This window comes from Psychroflexus sediminis (assembly GCF_900099815.1).
Classification (GTDB): domain Bacteria; phylum Bacteroidota; class Bacteroidia; order Flavobacteriales; family Flavobacteriaceae; genus Psychroflexus; species Psychroflexus sediminis.
In genome coordinates this window covers 1-20,368 of sequence record NZ_FNCW01000020.1, presented here as the reverse complement: position 1 = coordinate 20,368, position 20,368 = coordinate 1, and the positions used below count along the sequence as shown (strand labels likewise).

Sequence of the window (20,368 nt, the reverse complement as noted above, 5' to 3'; positions counted from 1 at the left end):
CTCGTTTTAAGAATATTTGCTGTTGCAAAAAGAGATGAACCTTTTGTGAAATTATCGGCTTAAAAATTTGTTTTTAACTTAGAATGCTCGAACTTAAACAGAATAGTCTTAATTTCAGCAACTTAAACGAAAACGTCATTGGTAGCCCTTTGAGTAAGTTCTCTCGCTAAGCTGACTTCCGCCAAACACAAGGCGATAAAAAGTGTGTCAACAGACTCGCCGATAATTTTTTAAATCCAGTATCTTTGCGCTAATATTTGAGAGGATGGCAAAAATAAGAATTACCAAGCAATTTACTTTTGAAACGGCTCATGCCCTTTACGGCTATGACGGCAAGTGCAAAAATGTGCACGGTCATAGTTATAAACTCGATGTTACCGTTATTGGCGAGCCAATTAAGGATAAGGATAACGTGAAATGCGGCATGGTCATCGACTTTGGCGATTTAAAGAAAATTGTGAAAGCGGAAGTTGTGGATAGAATGGATCATGCCATCTTACTCAACAAGGAAACTCCGCATATCGAACTTGCCGAGCATTTAAAATCTTCCGGTCATGATGTGATTTTGGTCGACTATCAGCCTACCAGTGAAAACATGATAGCCGATTTTGCCAGTCGAATTTCCAGTAAATTAAATACTGATATCAAGCTTCACTCCCTCAAACTGAGAGAAACAGGCACGGCTTTCGCCGAGTGGTTTGCCAGCGATAATGCTTAAAAATCGATTTCAAATTCGAGAGTTTTTTCTTCAGCTCCTTCAAGATCTTCTTCAGAAATTTCATCACAGTTGATCTGAATACTGAGATTATCCGGCTCTTCAAATTCCTCTTTGGAAACATTCAGGCTTTCATCGGCGTAAACGTCTTTCATATACATGCCCCAAATCGGTAAAGCTAAAGTAGCGCCCTGTCCGTAAGCAATTGTTGGAAAATGTACACTTCTATCTTCACCTCCTACCCAGACGCCTGTAGCAAGATTGGGAACCATACCAATAAACCAGCCATCACTTTGGTTTTGAGTCGTTCCTGTTTTTCCGGCGATTGGATTGTCGAAAGCATATGGATAACCCGTCACGGCTCTCTTGTAGGCTTCCGTGTTTTTTGCATATTCAGAATTGAGTCTTAAACGTCTGCCCGAACCAAACTGCGTAACCCCTTCCAAAAGCTTAATAGTCACATAAGCCGATTCTGCGCTTAACACGTCCCGGCTTTCTGGCTGATGCTGATAAAGAATGGTTCCGTTTTTATCTTCAATTCGCTGCACGGCATAGGGTTTTACATACACGCCTTTGTTGGCAAAGGTGCTGTAGGCAGATACCATTTCATAAACACTTATGTCCGGTGTACCCAAAGCTATGGCAGCCACAGGGTCTATCTTGGAGGTGTCTATGCCCAACTTATCAATTAAGTTGATTACGCTTTCCGGCCCCGTTTTATTTATAACTCTTGCGGTAATGGTATTGATGGATTCGGCGAGGGCCTGCTTTAAAGTCTTATTACCCCCATAATCGTCCCCGGAGTTGGCGGGTGTCCAGTCTTCGGTGACACCATGCCGTCCTCTGGGAATGGTATAAGGGGTGTTTGGATACTCATCGCAGGGCGACAAGTGCAGCTGATCTATAGCCGTGGCATACACAAAGGGCTTAAAGGTAGAACCCACCTGTCGCTTGGCTTGTTTGACGTGTTCGTATTTGAAAAATTTGAAATTCACTCCGCCTACCCAGGCTTTAATTTCACCGGTTTGTGGTGTCATGGACATCATTCCGGTATTCAGGAAAGATTTGTAATACCTGATGGAATCCCTGGGTGTCATCAGGGTATCTATTGGTCCTTCCCAGGAAAACAGTCGCATTTCTCGTTTTCTGTTAAAGCTTGCCCTGATGGAATCTTCATCTATTCCTCTTTGCTTCATCCTTTTGTAACGGTCAGAGTTTTTCATTCCTCTCTGAAGGATGCTCTCAATCTCTGAAGCCTCTATATCTCTGAAAGGTGAGGTTCTGTTATCCTCATTCTGACGGTTAAATTCTTTCTGGAGGTTCTGTAGATGTCTCTCTACAGCCGTTTCAGCATAGGTTTGCATTTTGAAATCTACAGTCGTGTAAATTTTAAGACCATCCCTGTACATGCTGTAAGAGCTTCCGTCCGGTTTTGGATTATCTTCAATCCAGTCCTTCATAAACTCCTGAACGTAGGCTCTGAAATAAGTGGCGATTCCATCATCGTGTTCTTCCGGAGAGAAATTGGTCACCAATGGTAATTCCTGTAAAGAATCCTTCACCTGGGGGGTTATAAACCCATTTTTTTCCATTTGTACAAAAACCTGGTTACGCCTTTGCCTGGAATTGTCTTTAAACTGTTCTTTGACCGGGTTGTAAAGCGAAGGGTTTTTCAACATGGCTACAAGTGTAGCGGATTCTTCTATATTGAGTTCACTTGGTTCTTTTCCAAAATAAATTCTAGAAGCAGAACGTATCCCAATGGCATTGTATAAAAAGTCCATTTTGTTGAGGTACATCGCAATAATCTCATTTTTGGCGTATTGCTCTTCCAGCCTCACGGCGATGACCCACTCTTTTACTTTTTGAATAATTCTATTGAAGGTTCCGCTTTTGTTGGGATCTGTAAACAAAAGCTTGGAAAGCTGCTGGGTGATTGTACTGGCGCCTCCCCTCTGCCCAAGAAAAATGGCCGCCCTTAAGGTTCCTCGGGCATCTATACCGGAATGGCTGTAAAAACGTTCGTCTTCTGTCGCTACCAGAGCGTTGACCAGGTGATCGGGAAGGTCTTCAAAATTGATGGGTGTTCTGTTTTCCTTAAAATATTTACCAAGGGTTTCGCCATCTACAGAGATGACTTCGGTTGCCAGGTTGGTTTCCGGATTTTCCAGTTCTTCAAAGGTCGGCATGGGTCCTAAAGCGCCCCAGCCAGCCAGAAGAAAAATAAAAAAAACACTGAGAATTCCGGCAAAGAATAAAATCCAAAAGCCCAGTATGTATTTCTTAAATCCTTTTTTCTTTTCTGATGTTGATGTCTTACTCATAATTTTTTAAAAACGCATTAATTTTCAGCCTGTTTTACCGTCTCCAAATGTATGCCAAAGTCCATAATTCCCTGAAGTGTATCGAGTGGTTTTATTTTACCGAACTTTCGCATAGCATGTCTTACTTCAATTTGGTACTCCCCTTTTTCAGTAAAAATCACATTCGATTTATACCACAATTTACTTTCTTTTACACTGCCAAAACCAGTCCCCATCAATTCTCCATCGGGGTAAGCCATTTCATATTCCAGGGTATCCCCAATCTGCTTCCCGTTGGGAAAAGAAATATTGGCAATGAGATATAAATTATTGAATTCGTAATCTTGATTGACCCGTGTTACAAAAAACAAATCATATGGCTGGATAGTGTCGGGGGCTTCAAAGTCAAAAAGCAAAGTATCTGTTTTCGACCAGCCGTTTGAAAAGCTTTTATATTCTGAATATTTGAGATTTTCATGACAACTGAGCAGGCACAAACAAAAGCCGATTAAAAAGAAAAGTTTAAGAGTTTGCATTGTTCTTTTTTGACTTCTTATGTTTATTAGATTTTCTTTTATTTTTAGGTTTTTTTCGTTTTGGCTTATCGAAACGCGTTAAACTATCCTGTCCAAAAGCATTGGAAAATTCAGTTTTTTCCGGAGCTACTTCAGAACTAAATTCTTCCAGACTTGCTACTGGGTTTTTATCGCGCTGAGCCTTTAAAATTTCTTTGACAGCTTCTGTGTCGAGCTCAATCCAGTTGTTGTATTCTTTCTCGTAAGCATACCATAATTTACCCTTGAAAATGTCGATTTTCTGGCAAACGGCATCCCCTTTTTGCGTGGTGAGTTTTTGATCCTGTCTGGGAAAGTCCTTAAGAGCTTCCAGGTAGGTGTCCAGTTCATAATTGAGGCAGCATTTCAGCTTACCACATTGCCCGGCAAGTTTTAGCGGGTTCAGCGATAACTGCTGGTATCTCGCCGCCGAAGTTTTCACGGTTCTGAAATCGGTTAACCAGGTAGAACAGCACAGCTCACGGCCACAGGATCCAATACCACCAAGCCTGGCCGCTTCCTGTCGAAAACCAATCTGTCGCATTTCTATTCTCGTCTTAAACTCGTAGGCAAACTCTTTGATTAACTGCCTGAAATCTACACGCTCTTCTGCTGTGTAGTAAAAAACAGCTTTGGAGCCATCGCCCTGAAATTCGATATCGCTTATTTTCATTTTCAGTTTTAAGCGAATAGCGATTTGCCTGGCCTTTACCTTCATCGCATCCTCGCGTTCTCTGGCGGCCTGCCAGACATCGATATCCTTTTGCGAGGCTTTTCTGTAAATTTTAGCGACTTCTTTGGAAGCCGGGTCTGTTTTTTTCTTTTTCATCTGTACCCTCACCAGTTCACCGGTAAGCGTCACCATCCCGATATCATGACCCGGTGAAGCCTCGGTGGCTACAATATCTCCTATGGAAAGCGTTAGATTTTCCGTATTTCTAAAAAATTCTTTTCTGCTATTCTTAAACCTGACCTCGACACAATCAAAAGCTTTCTGGCCTCCTGGAAGTTCCACATCCGAGAGCCAGTCAAAAACCGTTAGCTTATTACATCCATCTGTTCCACATGTGCCGTTATTTTTGCAGCCTTTTGGCTGGCCATCTTTTCCGGTCGAGCAACTGCTACATCCCATACGTTCTATATATTGAAGCGTTTCTTACTTAAAACGCTGAAGATTAATCTTTCTTATTCAGAATTTCAAAGATACCAAATAATTACCAGAGAGATTCTACTGGGTTTTTTTAGATATTTTGAATTTAATAGGGTGTAGCTTTAGTTTTTTCGATATTTGCTTCAAAAATTAAGTTCACTTGAAACACCCCATATATATCAACGGTTTTGGATCCATTTCCGCTTTAGGTCATGACCGGGAAACTATTCTGAAGAATTACCGAACAGATACCACGCATTTCACAGGCTTAGACTGGGCTAAAACCTCGGTCTTTGGGGCGAGTCTTCCTGAGGCATCTTCAGAAGAAATCCAAAAACTTGCTCAGGAAAACCCCCGGTACAAAGACCTGGACAAATCTGTGCTGATGGCGATGTTTACCGCCAGGAAAGCGATTTCAGGCTTAAGTTTTGAACCCGAATCCACAGGCATCAATATCGGTTCGTCTCGTGGAGCCACAGCCTTATTTGAAGCATACTACAAAAAGTTTCTGGAGGGGAAAACACTATCGCCTCTCACCTCTCCAACCACCACCCTGGGGAATATTTCATCCTGGGTAGCTCAGGATTTGGGTGTGGAAGGCCCCAACATAAGCCATTCCATCACCTGTTCCACAGCCCTGCACGCCATGCTGAATGCCAAAGCCTGGCTGGAAGCCGATATGTGCGATTTGTTTTTAGTAGGTGGCTCAGAAGCGCCGCTTACGGAGTTTACGGTCGCCCAGATGCAGGCTTTAAAATTATATTCCAGACTGGATACCAACTTTCCCTGCGAAAGCTTGAAGCTGGATAAACTTCAGAATTCCCTTATTCTTGGAGAAGGTTCGGCTACGGCGGTCATGTCGAGATCTTCAGAACAGGCTTTGGCCCAGATCACAGGTTTTGGGTATGCTACCGAACAGATCACGCACAACATTTCCATTTCTTCGGACGCAGAATGCTTTCAGAAATCCATGAAAATGGCTTTGCAGGAAGCCGGAAAGACCCGGGTAGATGCTGTTGTGCTGCATGCCCCGGGCACCAAAAAAGGAGATCAGGCTGAGGTAAATGCTATTCAAAATACCTTTCAGGAGGTTCCTTTGCTCACCACCAATAAATGGAAGCTGGGCCATACCTTTGGCGCTTCCGGGATGTTGAACATCGAGATGGCTTTACTGATGTTGAACACCGGCGAATTTTATGAAAATCCGTTTTATAAGCAGCCCCTGCCTTCAGAACCCGTCACTTCAGTTCTGGTAAATGCCGTAGGTTTTGGAGGGAATGCCGTGAGTATTTTGCTGGAAACCCCAAACCTTTAAGAATTAATTTGACTTAGCATTTAGCTATTACTATTGAGAGGACAATGCCTCAAAAAGATAAGTCAAATCCTTTTGTTCTAAAAAAATAAGCACTTAAATGCAAGAATTAAAATTTTCACTAGCAAAAAAACTTAAAAGACTTTACTTTTAATGTTTTAGCAAAGTAGTACTATATAATGAGACCTCACAGGTCTCAAAGACCTGTGAGGTCTAAGAGATGACTTTTTTCAGCTATATAAACTTATCATTTATAGGCCTAAGTCAAAAAATTAATTTGACTCAAATTTTATTCAGAATAGCTAATACACCTACTTTTTTCTATTTTTGAATCCTTAAATAAAATACCATGACAAGAAACGACTGGACCAAGGAAGAGATTTTAGACATTTATAATAAGCCATTAATGGAATTGCTTTACGAAGCAGCAACCATACATAGAAAACACCACGACCCCAACAAAGTACAGGTGTCTACCCTGTTGTCTATCAAAACAGGAGGATGCCCGGAGGACTGCGGCTATTGCCCGCAGGCAGCGCGTTACCATACCGATATTGAAGGCAACGATCTGATGAGTGTTTCTCAGGTTAAGGCGCAGGCCCTGAGAGCCAAAGCTTCCGGCAGTTCCAGAGTTTGTATGGGTGCAGCCTGGAGAAATGTGAAGGATGGTCAGGAGTTCGATAATGTTCTGGAAATGGTAAGAACCATCAACAAACTGGACATGGAGGTTTGCTGTACACTGGGCATGGTGACAGAAAATCAGGCCCAGCGTCTTGCTGAAGCAGGTCTGTATGCGTATAACCATAATCTAGATTCTTCAGAAGAATATTATAAAGAAGTGATTTCCACAAGAGGCTACCAGGACAGGCTGGATACGATTGGGAACGTCAGAAAAAGCAATGTGACCGTTTGTAGTGGGGGTATTATTGGCATGGGAGAATCCCTGGAAGACAGAGCAGGAATGCTGGTGGCTTTGGCCACCTTAAATCCTCAGCCGGAATCTACACCCATCAACGCTTTGGTTCCTGTAGAAGGAACACCCCTGGAAGAACAGCAAAAAGTATCGATTTGGGAAATGCTGCGCATGGTGGCTACCACCAGAATTGTGATGCCGGAAACGCAGGTGAGACTTTCTGCAGGGAGAACCGACATGAGCAGGGAAGGGCAGGCGATGTGCTTTTTTGCCGGAGCCAACTCTATTTTTGCCGGAGATAAATTACTGACCACGCCAAATCCTGACGTGAATGAAGACATGGAAATGTTTAAATTGTTAGGACTTGAGCCTCAGAAGCCCTTTGAGAAAAAATCTCAGCCACAAACGGTTTCTGCAGAAGAATCTCAATACAAACCTCTGGGTGAAAAGCCAAAATGGTCGCGTCCGGGACATACGATAGAACGCAATGTCGAGGCCAAGCAAAAAGCCAAGACCAAGGTTTAGTCTGTAGGCGCAAACTTACTTTCAAGTGATTATAAGCTTCATTTTGGTAGATTCCGAAATGAAGCTTATTTTTGTTGGTTATGAAACCTGATGAAAAACTCAACCTAGAAACTGTCGATAGGGTAAAAACCATTTCTCCTCAGGACTTTGTAGAGCAGTATGTGAAGCCTCAAAAGCCCCTGGTGATAGAAGAACTGACCCGGGACTGGCCTGCTTATGAGAAGTGGTCACTTTCTTATTTGAAGGAGATAGCCGGAGATGTGGAAGTGCCTTTGTACGACAACAGACCGGTGTCGGCTAAGGATAAGTTCAATGAACCCCATGCTAAAATGAAACTTAAGTCCTATGTGGATCTTTTGAAAAAAGGACCGACCGACTATCGTATTTTTCTTTTTAATATGATGAAGGAAGTTCCTGTTCTTCAAAATCAATTCAAAATGCCGGCACTTGGTGTTAACTTTCTTAAAAAACTACCCTTTCTTTTTTTTGGGGCTGAGAATTCTTCGGTCTTTATGCATTATGACATAGATTTTGCAAACATACTTCATATCCATTTTGAGGGAAAAAAACGCTGCATTATTTATCCGCCTTCAGAAACCAGGTATCTGTACAAAGTTCCCAATGCCTTGATCAGCCTTAGTGAAATTGATTTCAATGCCCCGGATCTGGAAAAGTTCCCTGCCTTGAAGCTGGCAAAGGGCTATGAAGCTTACCTGGAACACGGGGAAGCCCTGTATATGCCGGAAGGTTACTGGCATAATATGACTTACCTCACGCCCGGTTTTTCCATGAGTTTAAGAACCTTACCCAGAAGCGCTAAAAATTTGAGTAAAGCCATTTATAATCTGACGATCATGAGGGCTTTTGAAAACCTGATGCGAAAAATAAAAGGAGATGACTGGATCAACTATAAAAACAGGCTGGCGTATCGCAGGCAGGAGGAACAATTACAGAACGACTTAAATCGGAAGTAAATCGTTGATCACATCGTAAATCAACTCGGTTTCATAGCCCTTATAAGCCAGGTGCTGGTATAGTTTCTGCCTTTTTTTGTAGGCGTTTGGCTCCTTCAGTGTGCTCAATTTTTGCTCAGACAAGTCTTTCAGCGTAGATAGATAATCTTCTTCATCAATTTCAGATAAAGCCGCTTTCAGGTTGTAGGCAGAAATAGCCTTAGCCTTGAGTTCTCTTGTAATTCTTAATCGGCCATATTTCTTTATTCTGAATTTGCCGCGGGCATAACTTCTGGCGAAGCGTTCCTCATTCAGGAAATCCTCTTCAATGAGTCTGGTGATGATGTAGGCCTGGGCATCTTCATACATTTCCAGCTCATATAATTTCTTCTCAACTTCTTGATGACACCGGTCCTGATAGACGCAGTAATTCATCATTTTCAATAGAGCCTCATCTACAGTTAATGACTTTTTTGGTTTAAAGTTGTCTTTGGGCATTTTAGTAAAATCTGACTACAAAAATACGAAAACAAAAAACCCCATATCCGCTTGGGATATGGGGTTTTTAAAAATTGATATCAACACCTTAGACTTTGATGATTGACCCGTTTTGGTCATAAAAATGATATTCTAAATAATTGTAAGCATCCCTTGGCTGGATTTTCACCCATTTTTTGAAATCAAAAAACCACTTGCTTCTTGGAGAAGGAAAGCCTTTCATTAAGTAGGCAGCGATAAAAGGATGCGCTGTAAGCGTAATCTTTTTATCTCCTTTCTTCAGGATCTTTTGCAGATCCGCATTGATTTTATTGATAATCACTATTGGGGCTTCAATCTCACCGTCGCCTTTGTTGGGATCTGCCTCACGCGTTTTGATGTTCATCTCCGGACGAACACGCTGTCTTGTGATTTGGATTAACCCAAATTTACTTGGAGGTAAGATTTTGTGTTTAGCTCTATCATCGCTCATCTCATCTTTAAGATGTTCGTATAGTTTTCTTCGGTTGTCTGGGTTGTTCATGTCGATAAAATCGACGACAATGATTCCTCCCATGTCTCTTAATCTCAACTGACGTGCAATCTCTGTTGCGCTTATCATGTTGACTTCGAGTGCTGTATCTTCTTGATTTTTGGCCTTATTACTTCTGTTTCCACTATTGACATCTATCACGTGCATAGCTTCTGTATGCTCTATGACTAAGTAAGCTCCTTTTTTCATAGTTACGGTTTTACCAAAAGACGTTTTGATTTGTCTTTCTATACCATACTTTTCAAATATGGGCACATTAGAATTATAGTGAGAAACAATAGATTCTTTGTCCGGAGATATTTTCCCGACATAATCTTTTATTTGTGTAAAGATGACATCATCATCTATGCTAATAGATGTAAATGAGTCGTTGAACATGTCTCTTAATATTGATGAAGCTTTACTAAGCTCACCCAAAACTTTCGATGGCTGAGGTGCTTTGCTAAGCTTTTTGCACATGTTTTCCCATCGTTTCATCAAATTTTGAAGGTCTCTGTCGATATCAGCCACTTTTTTGCCTTCTGCAACAGTTCTGATGATGACGCTAAAACCTTTGGGTTTAATACTTTTTACTAATCGCTTGAGCCTGCTCTTTTCTTCTTTGCTTTCAATCTTCTGTGATACTGAAACCCGATCCGAAAAGGGAACTAAAACAATATAGCGACCTGCAAGAGAAAGCTCACTGCTCAATCTTGGGCCTTTGGTAGAGATGGGTTCTTTTACGACTTGTACAAGAAGGGATTGGTTGGAGTGTAGCGTATCTGCTATGGATCCATTTTTATCGATTTCTTCTTCAAACGGAAAATCCCTCAGGGAGAAATTTTTCAGTTGATTGGAGGTGGCTTTTTTTACAAACTTCAGCATAGTTTTGACGTTTGGTCCAAGGTCGTGGTAATGTAAAAAACCATCTTTTTCATAGCCGACATTCACAAATGCGGCATTGAGACCTGGTAAAGCTTTTCTAATTTTTGCTAGAAAAATATCACCAACAGAGAAATCGAATCCTTCTGTTTCTTTATGGAGCTCTATGAGCCTTCCATCTTTTAATAAGGCAAAATCTACAGCGTCGGAACTAGAACGTACTATTAATTCCTTATTCACGCTTATTAGATTTTAGAAGTCTGTAGGTTTTACAGACTAAAATTATACATAAGTAATCCTTGAATTTCAGTGATGAAAAGGATTACATTTTTAATACTATTTAAAAATTCAATCGCTTTGAATTTTGATGTCAAAGAACGTATAGAATTAGAAAAAGTAGTGAGGCACTACTTTTTCTTGTGACGGTTAGCTCTGCTTCTCTTTTTTCTTTTGTGAGTGGCTACCTTATGTCTCTTTCTTTTTTTACCGCTTGGCATAGGCTTGTATTTTTTTTAGATTATTAAACTTATTTTACTTCTGCATTTTGTTTCACTTCTACATTTTGTTTCACTCCTTCTACAAATATTTTAGCAGGTTTAAATGCCGGAATATTGTGAGCTGGAATTTTGATCGTTGTGTTTTTTGAGATGTTTCTCCCTGTTTTTTCCGCTCTTGTCTTCACAATGAAACTTCCAAAACCTCTAAGATACACATTATCTCCACCTTCTAAAGAATTCTTAACTTCATCCATAAAGGTTTCTACAGTAGCTTGAACTTCATTTTTCTCTAAGCCGAGTTTGTCTGAAATGTTGGCTACAATATCTGCTTTCGTCATAATTCAAAAATATTTATTCAGGATTAATCTTGATTTTTTTTGAGTTTGCAAATATAAGTAATTTATCCGCAATAATTAAACACAATACGCTAAATAGTAGGCGGATATGAATTATACTTGCAAAAAACTAAAAATGAATTTCTCTAATCGTCTGCTGGATTGGTATAAGATAGAACATAGAGATTTGCCCTGGCGACATACCAAAGATCCATATATCATTTGGCTGAGCGAAATTATTTTACAGCAAACCCAAGTCAGGCAGGGCCTGCCATACTTCCTAAAATTTGTCTCCCGGTTTCCTTCGGTTCACGATCTGGCCAGGGCAAGTGAAGATGAGGTCTTGAAATTATGGCAGGGCCTCGGATATTATTCCAGAGCCAGAAACCTTCATTTTACGGCCCGGTATGTTAGCAAAATTTTAAACGGTGTTTTCCCAGATAATTACAGGGATTTAAAAAGCCTGAAAGGCGTAGGCGATTACACCGCCGCTGCAATTGCTTCTTTTGCCTACGAGGAGCCTGTTGCCGTTGTCGACGGAAATGTACAGCGAGTGCTTTCCCGGTATCTGGGCATTCATACCCCCATCAATTCTACCGAAGGGGTCAAAGAATTCAAATTAAAAGCTCAGGAAATGCTTGATGCTTCCCAGCCTTCAATGTATAACCAGGCTATTATGGAATTTGGCGCGCTGCATTGCAGACCCAAATCTCCAAAGTGCATGTTTTGTGTGTTTCAGGAGGACTGCGTAGCCTTCCAGCAGGGGATTCAGGAAGAACTGCCTGTCAAATTAAAGACCGCTAAAGTTAAAAAGCGTTATTTTACTTATCTGGTACTAACAGATTCAGAGGAAAACACCCTGGTTCAGCAAAGAAAGGGGGTGGGCATTTGGAAAGGACTTTATGAATTTCCGCTTATCGAATCTGAGACGCCTCAGGACGTTTCAACATCAGAAGCAATAATCAAAAAAACAGGAATTTCTGAGAATTCGATTTCACGCATCCGTCTCTATAATGAAAAGCCCATAGTTCATCTGCTTTCGCATAGAAAAATTATAACTTCGTTTATAGAAATTAAGCTTAGCGGTACACTTTCCGATGTCGAGCTTTCAGAACATATGGAACTTCAGAAAATAAAAGATTTACACCAACTGGCTGTGCCCGTGCTGATTCAGAATTTTATAGAATCTGAATTTTCCATGGCATAAAACTTTTTCTTACATTTACATAAATTTATTATTATGGCAGGAACACTCAACAAAGTCATGCTTATCGGCCACACAGGCGATGAAGTAAAGATGCATTATTTTGAAGGCGGAAATTGTATCGGGCGTTTCCCTTTGGCCACAAACGAAGAATACATCAATAAATCCACCAACGAAAAAGTAAGCAACACCGAATGGCACAACATTGTCGTGAGAAATAAGGCTGCTGAAATTTGCGAAAAATACCTTAAGAAAGGTGATAAAGTGTATATTGAAGGACGCATCAAAACCCGTAAATGGCAGGATGACAAAGGCATGGACAGGTATTCGACAGAAATACAATGTCTGGAATTTACCTTTTTGACCCCAAAAGATGGAGCTAATTCTGAAAGCATGGGAAACCCCCAGGCTTCTCAACCCAAGTCTGATTCCAAACCTTCTCCGGCCCCACAGGCTACGGAAGAGGAAGAAGACGATTTACCCTTTTAAAACAAAAATTCTTTAAGTATTGGAACCCGACCCCTCGAGTTACATTTTATTTTCGGTAATAGAATTTAGCGAAATAATCAAGATTATACTTTTCTTTATTCTGCTCATATCCTCTGCGCTTATTTCAGGTTCGGAGGTGGCGCTGTTTTCATTGAAACCTTCAGATTTCGATGTGAAAGAAGGCAATGTATCCAAACAGGAACAAATCATTATCAACCTGCTGGATAAGCCCAAAAAACTACTGGCGACGATTCTCATCGCCAATAATTTTATAAACATCGCTATCGTTTTGCTCTATGCGTCTATAAGTGAAACCTACTATGGAGAAAGCACTACTTTGTTTTTCGGTATAAGCCTTAAATTTATTATCGATGTAGGTCTGGTTACTTTTCTTATACTGATGTTCGGTGAGATTTTGCCTAAGGTTTATGCCAATAGAAACAATGTAGAGTTTGCTCATTTTATGGCACTGCCGCTTAGCATGCTGGATAGACTGCTTACTCCATTGAGTTTACCTATGCGCTCTGTTACCAACCTGATTCATACAAGATTTGGTAAACAAAAAACCAACCTGAGCGTTGACCAGTTATCACAGGCTTTGGAACTCACCAGTGAGGACGATACGTCCAAAGATGAAAAGAAAATCCTTCAGGGCATCGTGTCTTTTGGAAATACAGATACCAAACAGGTGATGCGTCCACGACTCGATATTTTTGCGCTTAACGTGGAGCAGCCTTTCCATGAAATCGTGGATGAAATTATAGAAAACGGGTATTCAAGGATTCCTGTTTATGAAGAAAATGTAGATAATATTACGGGGATATTGTATATCAAAGACTTATTACCACACCTTCAGGAGGAAAATTTCGACTGGCAGGCTTTGGTCAGAGAGCCTTATTTTGTTCCGGAAAACAAAAAACTGGATGATCTTTTAGCCGATTTCCAGGACCAAAAAAATCACCTGGCTATTGTTGTCGATGAGTATGGAGGGACGAGTGGTTTGATTTCTCTGGAAGATATTATCGAAGAAATTGTTGGTGACATCAGCGATGAGTTTGATGACGAAGACGTGATTTATTCCAAAATCAATAACTCCACTTATGTTTTTGAAGGCAAAACCCCTTTAAAAGATTTCTACAAAATTCTAAAATTGAGTGATCAGAAAATCGAAGAACTGGAGTCCAGTAAGGGAGAGGCAGAGACCCTGGCGGGCTTTGTTCTGGAATCTGCAAAAGGTTTTCCAAAGAAGGGTCAACTCATAGCTTTTAGCAATTTTGATTTTACTGTAGAAGCCTTGGATAGCAAAAGAATCGTTCAGCTCAAAGTGAAAATTAACAAAGAAAATCTCGGAGAAAATGAATAAAGTACTTCTGTTCTTTGTTTGGATATCGCTTATCGCTTGTAGTGAGTCTACTCAGCCAAAACCTTCCGGATTTCTTGCGCTTGATTATGAGGAGGCGAATTACAGCAAAGTCGATTTAGAGTGTCCTTTTACCTTTGAAAAAAATGAGGTATCCACTGTAGAATATCAAAATCCCAATCAGCCCTGCTGGATCAATCTCAACTATCCGAGGATGAAAGCTAAAATTTATCTCACCTACTCTCCTGTAGAGGAAAATTTAAGAGCACTGCTTATCGATGCCCAAAAGCTTCCGGAAAAACACACGATTAAAGCCGACCAAATAGAAGTCAGTGTTTACCAAAACCAGGAAAAGCAAAGCTTTGGGAATTTTTATGAAGTGGAAGGCGACGCTGCGTCTCAGGCCCTTTTTTACATGACCGACAGCACCTCTCACTTTCTGACAGGCTCTGTTTATTTTGAAGTCCAGCCCAACTACGATTCCATTTTACCCGCCGCCAGCTACATCAAAAAGGACCTGAGGCATCTGGTGGAAACCCTGGAGTGGAGGTAAAACCGCTTAATACCTAAATAAAGTATAATCTCATTGTTCTGTAAATGAGCTTGTTTTACATTTATCTCAAAATTTCACATCATGAAAATAGCAGTACTCAGTTTAGTTTTGGCTTCAGTCATTTTTACAGGCTGTAAAAAATCCAATTCCAGTCAGGAAGAGCAGATGGCCGAAGAAAAGGTTCAGACTACTGAAAAGAAAGCGGCAGAATTTGACATCACACCCATTTCTCATGCGACGGCGGTCTTTGAAATCGATTCCACGGTGTTTTATATCGATCCGGTAGGAGGCGCTCAGGCTTTTGAAAGTCAGCCTGCACCAGATGTTATTTTGGTCACCGATATTCACGGAGACCACTTCAACCAGGAAACCCTGGAAGCGGTTTCGACTTCAGAAACCAAACTCATTGTTCCCCAGGCGGTTGCCGATCAAATGCAAGGGGAGCTTAGCAGACGGTTGATCATACTCAATATCGGCGAAACCAAAGCTCTGAATGGCTTCAATATAGAAGGCATAGCCATGTATAACCAGGGCGATGGAGACAAGGTGTACCATACCAAAGGCAGGGGCAATGGTTATGTCATTGAGAAAGGAGAACTTAAAGTGTATTTCTCCGGGGATACGGAAGGGGTTCCCGAAATGAGAAACCTGAAAAATATCGACAAGGCCTTCGTATGCATGAATCTGCCGTATACCATGGATGTAGATGCCGCTGCAGAAGCGGTGCTGGCTTTTCAGCCTGATGAGGTCTATCCATACCATTACCGGGGCCAGGGAGGACTTTCGGATGTAGAGAAATTTAAAGCTTTAGTGAATAAAGGCAATGCGGCCATTGAAGTTAACCTGCTGGACTGGTATCCTCAGGCCGATTAAAACGAAAAACACCTAACTTATTTCAGGCTTTGGATTTTTTTCCAAAGCCTGAAAAGTTTTAACCCGATTTTATTAAACGTGCTGAAGAATAAAACTGACTTTTACAAAAATTTTTGGCTTGAATGCAAACACCTTAAAGTGGGTTTTTCTTTTTTCTCTGGCGCTTCTGTGGGGGAGTTCCTTTATCCTGATCAAAAAAGGCCTGGTGGGCCTGTCTCCACTGCAGCTCACCTGCCTTCGCGTCCTGATTACCGGGATTTTCCTGGGACTCATCGGCTTTAAAAAAATAAAGCAAATCTGGAAGTGGCAGTGGAAGTGGATTGCGGTTTCGGGCTTTATCGGAACCATGTTTCCAACCCTGTTATTCTCCTATGCTGAAACTGAAATCGACAGCGCTATCGCGTCTATTCTGAATTCGACAGTGCCTTTGCTGGCGCTTGTCACCGGCATTCTTTTTTTCAGCAACCGGTTTATCAAAAAACAGTTTATAGGCGTTGTGATTGGGCTTATAGGTTCTGTACTTCTCATTTTAGCCGGGGCTTCGCTCAATCCCAATCAGAACTACTGGTTTGCCGTTTTACCGGTGATAGCTTCTCTGATGTATGCCTTCAATGCCAATATTATAAAATCCTACCTGGAAAAAATTTCAGCGCTGGGTATCGCCACGGGGTCTTTTTTGGTGCTGATTCCATTTGCCCTCGGCACATTAGCCTTTACAGGTTTTTTTAACGCGGAATTCCTGGCCCGGGACGCCGTTCAAACCTCCTTGCTTTACGTGACGGTCCTGGCGCTTTTTGGGACCGCACTGGCCAAGATTATTTTCAACCGGCTTATACAGCTTTCCAACCCTGTATTCTCTACCTCGGTGACTTACCTGATTCCTGTGGTGGCCTTGTTCTGGGGGTACCTGGATGGGGAGGAGTTCAATCTTTTTCAACTCGCTGCCGGTGGGGTGATTCTGCTTGGGGTCTATATTTCCAACCGGAAGAAGAAGGAGAAAAAGGCTGAAGCGCTGGAGGAGGCTTAGAGGTGGTTTTTTGTATTATCAAAAAGTAGAATTCAGTACAATTAATTTACCTGAATAGGCACACCGGTTTTGATATGACATTTTGTTTTTCTTGGCTAAAACTTTGCAGCAAATACCACTTTTCCCTTTAGTCGATGTTATACAGTTTATTTCAAAAATGGAATCCTGGGGACATATTTATTTTTCTTTCCGCGTTGACTTTTCAGGACGTTTAGAAGAATCAAAACCAAATTATACAGGTAAAGCAGTTTCAATACGGATCCGACCAAAGAAAAATCCATTAATAAGACCGATAAGGACTTAAAAGCGTTAAAATTTAGGGGTATATAGGATCCTTTGGATGCTATCATCAAAAGCATAAAAAAAGTCAGAGTCCAGGTAATCTGAAAGCTTATTATTTTCTTTCCCGTATCCTCCACGCCTTTTATTTTTTCTCGTTTTAGAATCCACATCACCGTAGGAATAATGATTCCCATAAAAGGCTGTACAAAGACGCTAAGCGCACTTAAATTCATAAGCGTTAAATAGCCTTTGTCTTCGACCTCTGCCCATTCCAGCACCTCATCCGGGGTCACTCCAAGCGCCCGGGTCAATTTAATCAAGGTATCCCCCCGGGGAACGGATTCCCCATTTTCTATTCTTTGAATCGTTCTTAAACTCAATTTTGATTCTTCTGACAATTGTTCCTGCGAAAATCCTTTTCTGGTTCTTAGATCTTTAATTTTTCCTGCTAAGTGTTGATTGTTCATGGTTTTTTAGGTAATGGTTCGAGGCAAATTTATCAGGAAGTCTAATTCAGTCTTGCGTCACTAGGGTGACAATCTTACGACACTTTTGTCTTTATACAGTAAAAAGGCTTTATTATGGACTTGGCTATGGTTTTTTTGGCGGAAAATTCGCAGGATTGTCCCTGTTATTTTTTCAACATATGCCTTTTGGGTAAATCAGTTATCGCTATTAGCGGGAAGGGATGTGGATTTGTTGGCCTAGCTTTTTTATTTAAACATAAACTTTTTCGGCTAGACCTGCTATTACACTTCACCCAAGTTACGTTTTACCAATCAGTTTGTTTCAGGCATTCTTTTCATCACAAATCGTATTTGTCCCATATGATTGGCTTGGTGTTCCATCACATGATACCAGGCCCAATGATTATTCATGTTAGCTCTTTTGACTTTAGAATTCAACCACTTATCATCTTTGGTTTTTAATAAGTCTAGAGTCTCACTTCTTATATCATTCCATATATCTAAATAATAGGAAATTGGTTTATTTATTAATTGTTTTCTAGCTGTATCTCCTAACTCTAGAGGTACTAACCACTTTTCATTTTCTTCAGTAGTGAAACCTCTATTCTCAAATGTGAATACCTGGTAGTATTTTTCAGTTGCAGCTAGATGTAAAATCATCGCTCCGATTCGATTGGCATTTTCATCAAGTAAAAAATCAACTTCGTCTTGATTAAGTTTTTCAACGCTTTGAGTGACACGAGATTTCAAATCCTTCAGCATTGTAACTATCACTCCGGTTTGTGGAGTATATCCATTTTTAGGTTTAATGTTATTTTGAGCCTGCATTGTATTATTCAACAATAGAACAATAAGGGTTAGGTAAACAAGTTTTTTTTTCATTTTTGTTTTTATCATATCACCCTAAAAGTACACTTTTATTTAAAATAGGTTCGGATTATAGAAGCTTTACTAGTTTTAGACTATAGACAGAAAGTCATTAGACTACTTACTTCAATTTCAGTAGGAATTCCTCACCAGACTGGGGGTTTAGGCTAACTATAATGCACTAAACAATGTCTTGTAGAAACATCAGTGTATCTTAAAACAAAATCCCCCTAAACCTTTTAAAAGCTTTAAGGGGACTTATAAGCAAACTGAGTAAAATGTTTATTTAAACTTCAAGACCGGCGAGCGACCTTTTTTGAATTTTCTATTGCCGGCAGGTCTACCAGACCTTAAGCGTTTTTGCTCTTCGTAGGGCAACTGAATGATGTCTTTGCAGTCGGTTGAGCAGCAGCCCTCCATCATTTTCGCGCAGTCCTCACACTGGATAAACAGCAGGTGGCAGCCGTCATTAGCACAGTTCACATGGGTGTCGCAGGTCTTGCCGCACTGGTGGCACTGGGCAATCACATCGTCTGAGATTTTCTCGCTGCGGCGGTCGTCAAACACGAAATTCTTCCCGAAGAATTTGTTTTCCAGATTCTGGTCTTTGACCTGCCTGGCGTACTCGATGATGCCGCCTTCCAGCTGGTAGACTTTTTTGAAGCCTTTATGCTTGTAGTAGGCGCTGGCCTTTTCGCAGCGGATACCGCCGGTACAGTACATGACCAGGTTTTTGTCTTCTTTGTGGTCTTTCAGGTCTTCCTCGATGATGTCCAGAGACTGTCTGAAGGTATCCACATCGGGAGTGACCGCGTTCTTGAAATGCCCGATTTCACTCTCGTAATGGTTGCGCATATCCACCAAAACCGTATTGGGATCTTCGATGAGCTCGTTGAATTTCATCGCATCCACATGCACGCCTTTGTCAGTCACATCAAAGCTGGAGTCGTTCAGCCCGTCGTGTACGATTTTGGGTCTGACTTTTATCTTGAGTTTTAGAAAAGCTTTAGCGTAGTGTTCGATGGCTATGTTGAGTCGGACGTCTTTCAGGAAATCGATGCTGTCCAGAACCGTTTTGAAGGCTTCAAATTTTTTGGCCGGCACCGACAACTGGGCGTTGATGCCTTCGTGAGCGACATTGATTCGCCCCAGAACGTCGAGCCGGTTCCAGTGGATAAACAGATCATCTCTAAAGGCTTTGGGGTCTTTGAGCTGGTGGTACTTGTAAAAAGAAAGGGTAAGGCGTTCCTCGCCAGCTTGTTCTATAAGCTGTTCCCTTTCTTTTGAACTTAGTTTATTGTACAGTTGCATGCTATACTAATATTTGGGTTAAAAGAAATAATGAATAAAAGTGCAAAGGTATGATTTTTAAGATTTATGATATCCGATTTCTGATTAACGATTTTTGATTTGAGATTTATGAATGATGATTTGAGATTTAGAACTTCCAATCCTAAGTTGTTCAGCCGGTTTTGATTGTTTTATTGGATGCTACAAAAATAGAGATCAGTCCGTCTGCTTCTTTTTGGAGGAGTTTCAACACACCCAGCTATGGCAAAGCGGTGTAAAAAATACCTGATTATTCGTCATGCCTAATCACGTTTTAGGCCTGTCCCCTTGAGCCTTTCGGTTTCCACCCGAAGTGTTGTGGACAGGCTTAAGTCGAGAGGTTTTTCCTAGGTAGGTCTCGATTGCGATTTAATGACCTTTTTGTTTAAGTTCGAGTACTTCAATACTTCAGCATAAACTTTGTCGAGAACCAACTTCATCTCGACTCCGCTATTAGTTTTACATTTTATATTTATAAGAAGTTTAATCATATTAAATTTCTGAAAAACCAGAGGAGCAAGGTGAACTATCTCGACTCTTGAAATTTAAGCTTCATATCGAGCATTAGTCCTTGCACCCTCTTTAGGTTTTGGTACCATTTAGAATGTAAAGCTTTTAGGCTTATTAATAGCGTTAGTACTCAGACCTATTGGTTCTTCAGGTTTTTAATAGCTAATTCAAAGTTATGGAAAATATTGTTACAGGAATTGACATTTCAAAAGACACTTTAGATTATTGCTGTTTGAACAGCAATGATGTACAAGTTAAA

General features: G+C 40.9%; 19 protein-coding genes. 10 read left to right on the top strand and 9 right to left on the bottom strand.

Translation table 11 applies throughout. The features are described from left to right. Nucleotides 1-265 precede the first annotated feature (265 nt). Nucleotides 266-718, top strand: a complete 453-nt coding sequence (gene queD / locus BLP81_RS13010; RefSeq protein ID WP_093370216.1) for a 6-carboxytetrahydropterin synthase QueD — start codon at nt 266-268, stop codon at nt 716-718. Here the strand turns inward: queD and BLP81_RS13005 are convergent. The 3 genes from BLP81_RS13005 to BLP81_RS12995 are packed head-to-tail and all read right to left on the bottom strand — an operon-like array spanning nt 715 to nt 4,704. After that, entirely contained in the window at nt 715-3,039 is a 2,325-nt protein-coding gene (locus BLP81_RS13005; RefSeq protein ID WP_093370213.1) for a penicillin-binding protein 1A, read from the bottom strand. The two genes, queD and BLP81_RS13005, sit on opposite strands and share 4 nt — an antisense overlap. 17 nt (nt 3,040-3,056) lie before the next feature. Continuing rightward, nucleotides 3,057-3,554 carry a gliding motility lipoprotein GldH gene (locus tag BLP81_RS13000; protein WP_093370209.1) on the bottom strand — a complete coding sequence of 166 codons (498 nt, stop codon included), beginning with the start codon at nt 3,552-3,554 and terminating at the stop codon, nt 3,057-3,059. Further along, complete coding sequence (locus BLP81_RS12995; protein WP_093370204.1) at nt 3,541-4,704, bottom strand: PSP1 domain-containing protein; 1,164 nt, start codon at nt 4,702-4,704, stop codon at nt 3,541-3,543. The genes BLP81_RS13000 and BLP81_RS12995 overlap by 14 nt, the downstream gene beginning before the upstream one ends. 178 nt (nt 4,705-4,882) lie before the next feature. On the opposite strand from BLP81_RS12995, the gene BLP81_RS12990 reads away from it, so the two are divergent. The 3 genes from BLP81_RS12990 to BLP81_RS12980 all read left to right on the top strand — a co-directional run bounded on the left by BLP81_RS12990 (nt 4,883) and on the right by BLP81_RS12980 (nt 8,446). After that, nucleotides 4,883-6,037, top strand: coding sequence for a beta-ketoacyl synthase N-terminal-like domain-containing protein (locus BLP81_RS12990; RefSeq protein WP_093370200.1), 1,155 nt, complete (start codon nt 4,883-4,885; stop codon nt 6,035-6,037). Nucleotides 6,038-6,383: 346 nt separating this feature from the next. Beyond that, nucleotides 6,384-7,472: a biotin synthase BioB gene (gene bioB / locus BLP81_RS12985; RefSeq protein WP_093370195.1), complete on the top strand. Its 1,089-nt coding sequence runs from the start codon at nt 6,384-6,386 to the stop codon at nt 7,470-7,472. Nucleotides 7,473-7,552: 80 nt separating this feature from the next. After that, nucleotides 7,553-8,446: a cupin-like domain-containing protein gene (locus BLP81_RS12980; RefSeq protein WP_093370191.1), complete on the top strand. Its 894-nt coding sequence runs from the start codon at nt 7,553-7,555 to the stop codon at nt 8,444-8,446. Here the strand turns inward: BLP81_RS12980 and BLP81_RS12975 are convergent. The 3 genes from BLP81_RS12975 to BLP81_RS12965 all read right to left on the bottom strand — a co-directional run bounded on the left by BLP81_RS12975 (nt 8,432) and on the right by BLP81_RS12965 (nt 11,151). After that, nucleotides 8,432-8,923, bottom strand: coding sequence for a regulatory protein RecX (locus BLP81_RS12975; RefSeq protein WP_093370187.1), 492 nt, complete (start codon nt 8,921-8,923; stop codon nt 8,432-8,434). The genes BLP81_RS12980 and BLP81_RS12975 overlap by 15 nt on opposite strands. Nucleotides 8,924-9,011: 88 nt before the next feature. Further along, on the bottom strand, nt 9,012-10,556 hold the full coding sequence (locus BLP81_RS12970) for an Rne/Rng family ribonuclease (protein ID WP_093370183.1): 1,545 nt from the start codon (nt 10,554-10,556) through the stop codon (nt 9,012-9,014). A gap of 286 nt (nt 10,557-10,842) precedes the next feature. Continuing rightward, nucleotides 10,843-11,151, bottom strand: a complete 309-nt coding sequence (locus tag BLP81_RS12965) for an HU family DNA-binding protein (RefSeq protein WP_093370178.1) — start codon at nt 11,149-11,151, stop codon at nt 10,843-10,845. Nucleotides 11,152-11,284: 133 nt separating this feature from the next. Here BLP81_RS12965 and mutY point away from each other — a divergent pair, with 133 nt between their 5' ends. From mutY to BLP81_RS12935, 6 genes are all read left to right on the top strand, one after another. Continuing rightward, entirely contained in the window at nt 11,285-12,355 is a 1,071-nt protein-coding gene (mutY, locus tag BLP81_RS12960) for an A/G-specific adenine glycosylase (RefSeq protein WP_093370175.1), read from the top strand. 33 nt (nt 12,356-12,388) lie between these two features. Continuing rightward, a complete protein-coding gene (locus tag BLP81_RS12955; RefSeq protein WP_093370171.1) occupies nt 12,389-12,841 on the top strand; it encodes a single-stranded DNA-binding protein in 453 nt (150 codons plus the stop codon). Between the two features lie 19 nt (nt 12,842-12,860). After that, the gene (locus tag BLP81_RS12950; RefSeq protein WP_093370168.1) at nt 12,861-14,204 is read left to right on the top strand and encodes a gliding motility-associated protein GldE; all 1,344 of its coding nucleotides are present in this window, start codon (nt 12,861-12,863) and stop codon (nt 14,202-14,204) included. Beyond that, nucleotides 14,197-14,754, top strand: a complete 558-nt coding sequence (gene gldD / locus BLP81_RS12945; RefSeq protein WP_093370164.1) for a gliding motility lipoprotein GldD — start codon at nt 14,197-14,199, stop codon at nt 14,752-14,754. The genes BLP81_RS12950 and gldD overlap by 8 nt, the downstream gene beginning before the upstream one ends. Before the next feature lie 81 nt (nt 14,755-14,835). Next, a complete protein-coding gene (locus tag BLP81_RS12940; RefSeq protein WP_093370159.1) occupies nt 14,836-15,627 on the top strand; it encodes an MBL fold metallo-hydrolase in 792 nt (263 codons plus the stop codon). Nucleotides 15,628-15,745: 118 nt separating this feature from the next. Continuing rightward, nucleotides 15,746-16,654: a DMT family transporter gene (locus BLP81_RS12935; RefSeq protein ID WP_093370153.1), complete on the top strand. Its 909-nt coding sequence runs from the start codon at nt 15,746-15,748 to the stop codon at nt 16,652-16,654. Between the two features lie 146 nt (nt 16,655-16,800). Here BLP81_RS12935 and BLP81_RS12930 read toward each other — a convergent pair whose 3' ends face one another. From BLP81_RS12930 to trhO, 3 genes are all read right to left on the bottom strand, one after another. Then, nucleotides 16,801-17,403, bottom strand: coding sequence for a helix-turn-helix domain-containing protein (locus BLP81_RS12930; protein WP_093370148.1), 603 nt, complete (start codon nt 17,401-17,403; stop codon nt 16,801-16,803). A 312-nt stretch (nt 17,404-17,715) separates the two neighbouring features. Further along, nucleotides 17,716-18,285, bottom strand: coding sequence for a DinB family protein (locus tag BLP81_RS12925; protein WP_093370219.1), 570 nt, complete (start codon nt 18,283-18,285; stop codon nt 17,716-17,718). Nucleotides 18,286-18,552: 267 nt separating this feature from the next. After that, entirely contained in the window at nt 18,553-19,581 is a 1,029-nt protein-coding gene (gene trhO / locus BLP81_RS12920) for an oxygen-dependent tRNA uridine(34) hydroxylase TrhO (RefSeq protein ID WP_093370143.1), read from the bottom strand. Between the last annotated feature and the right edge of the window lie 787 nt (nt 19,582-20,368).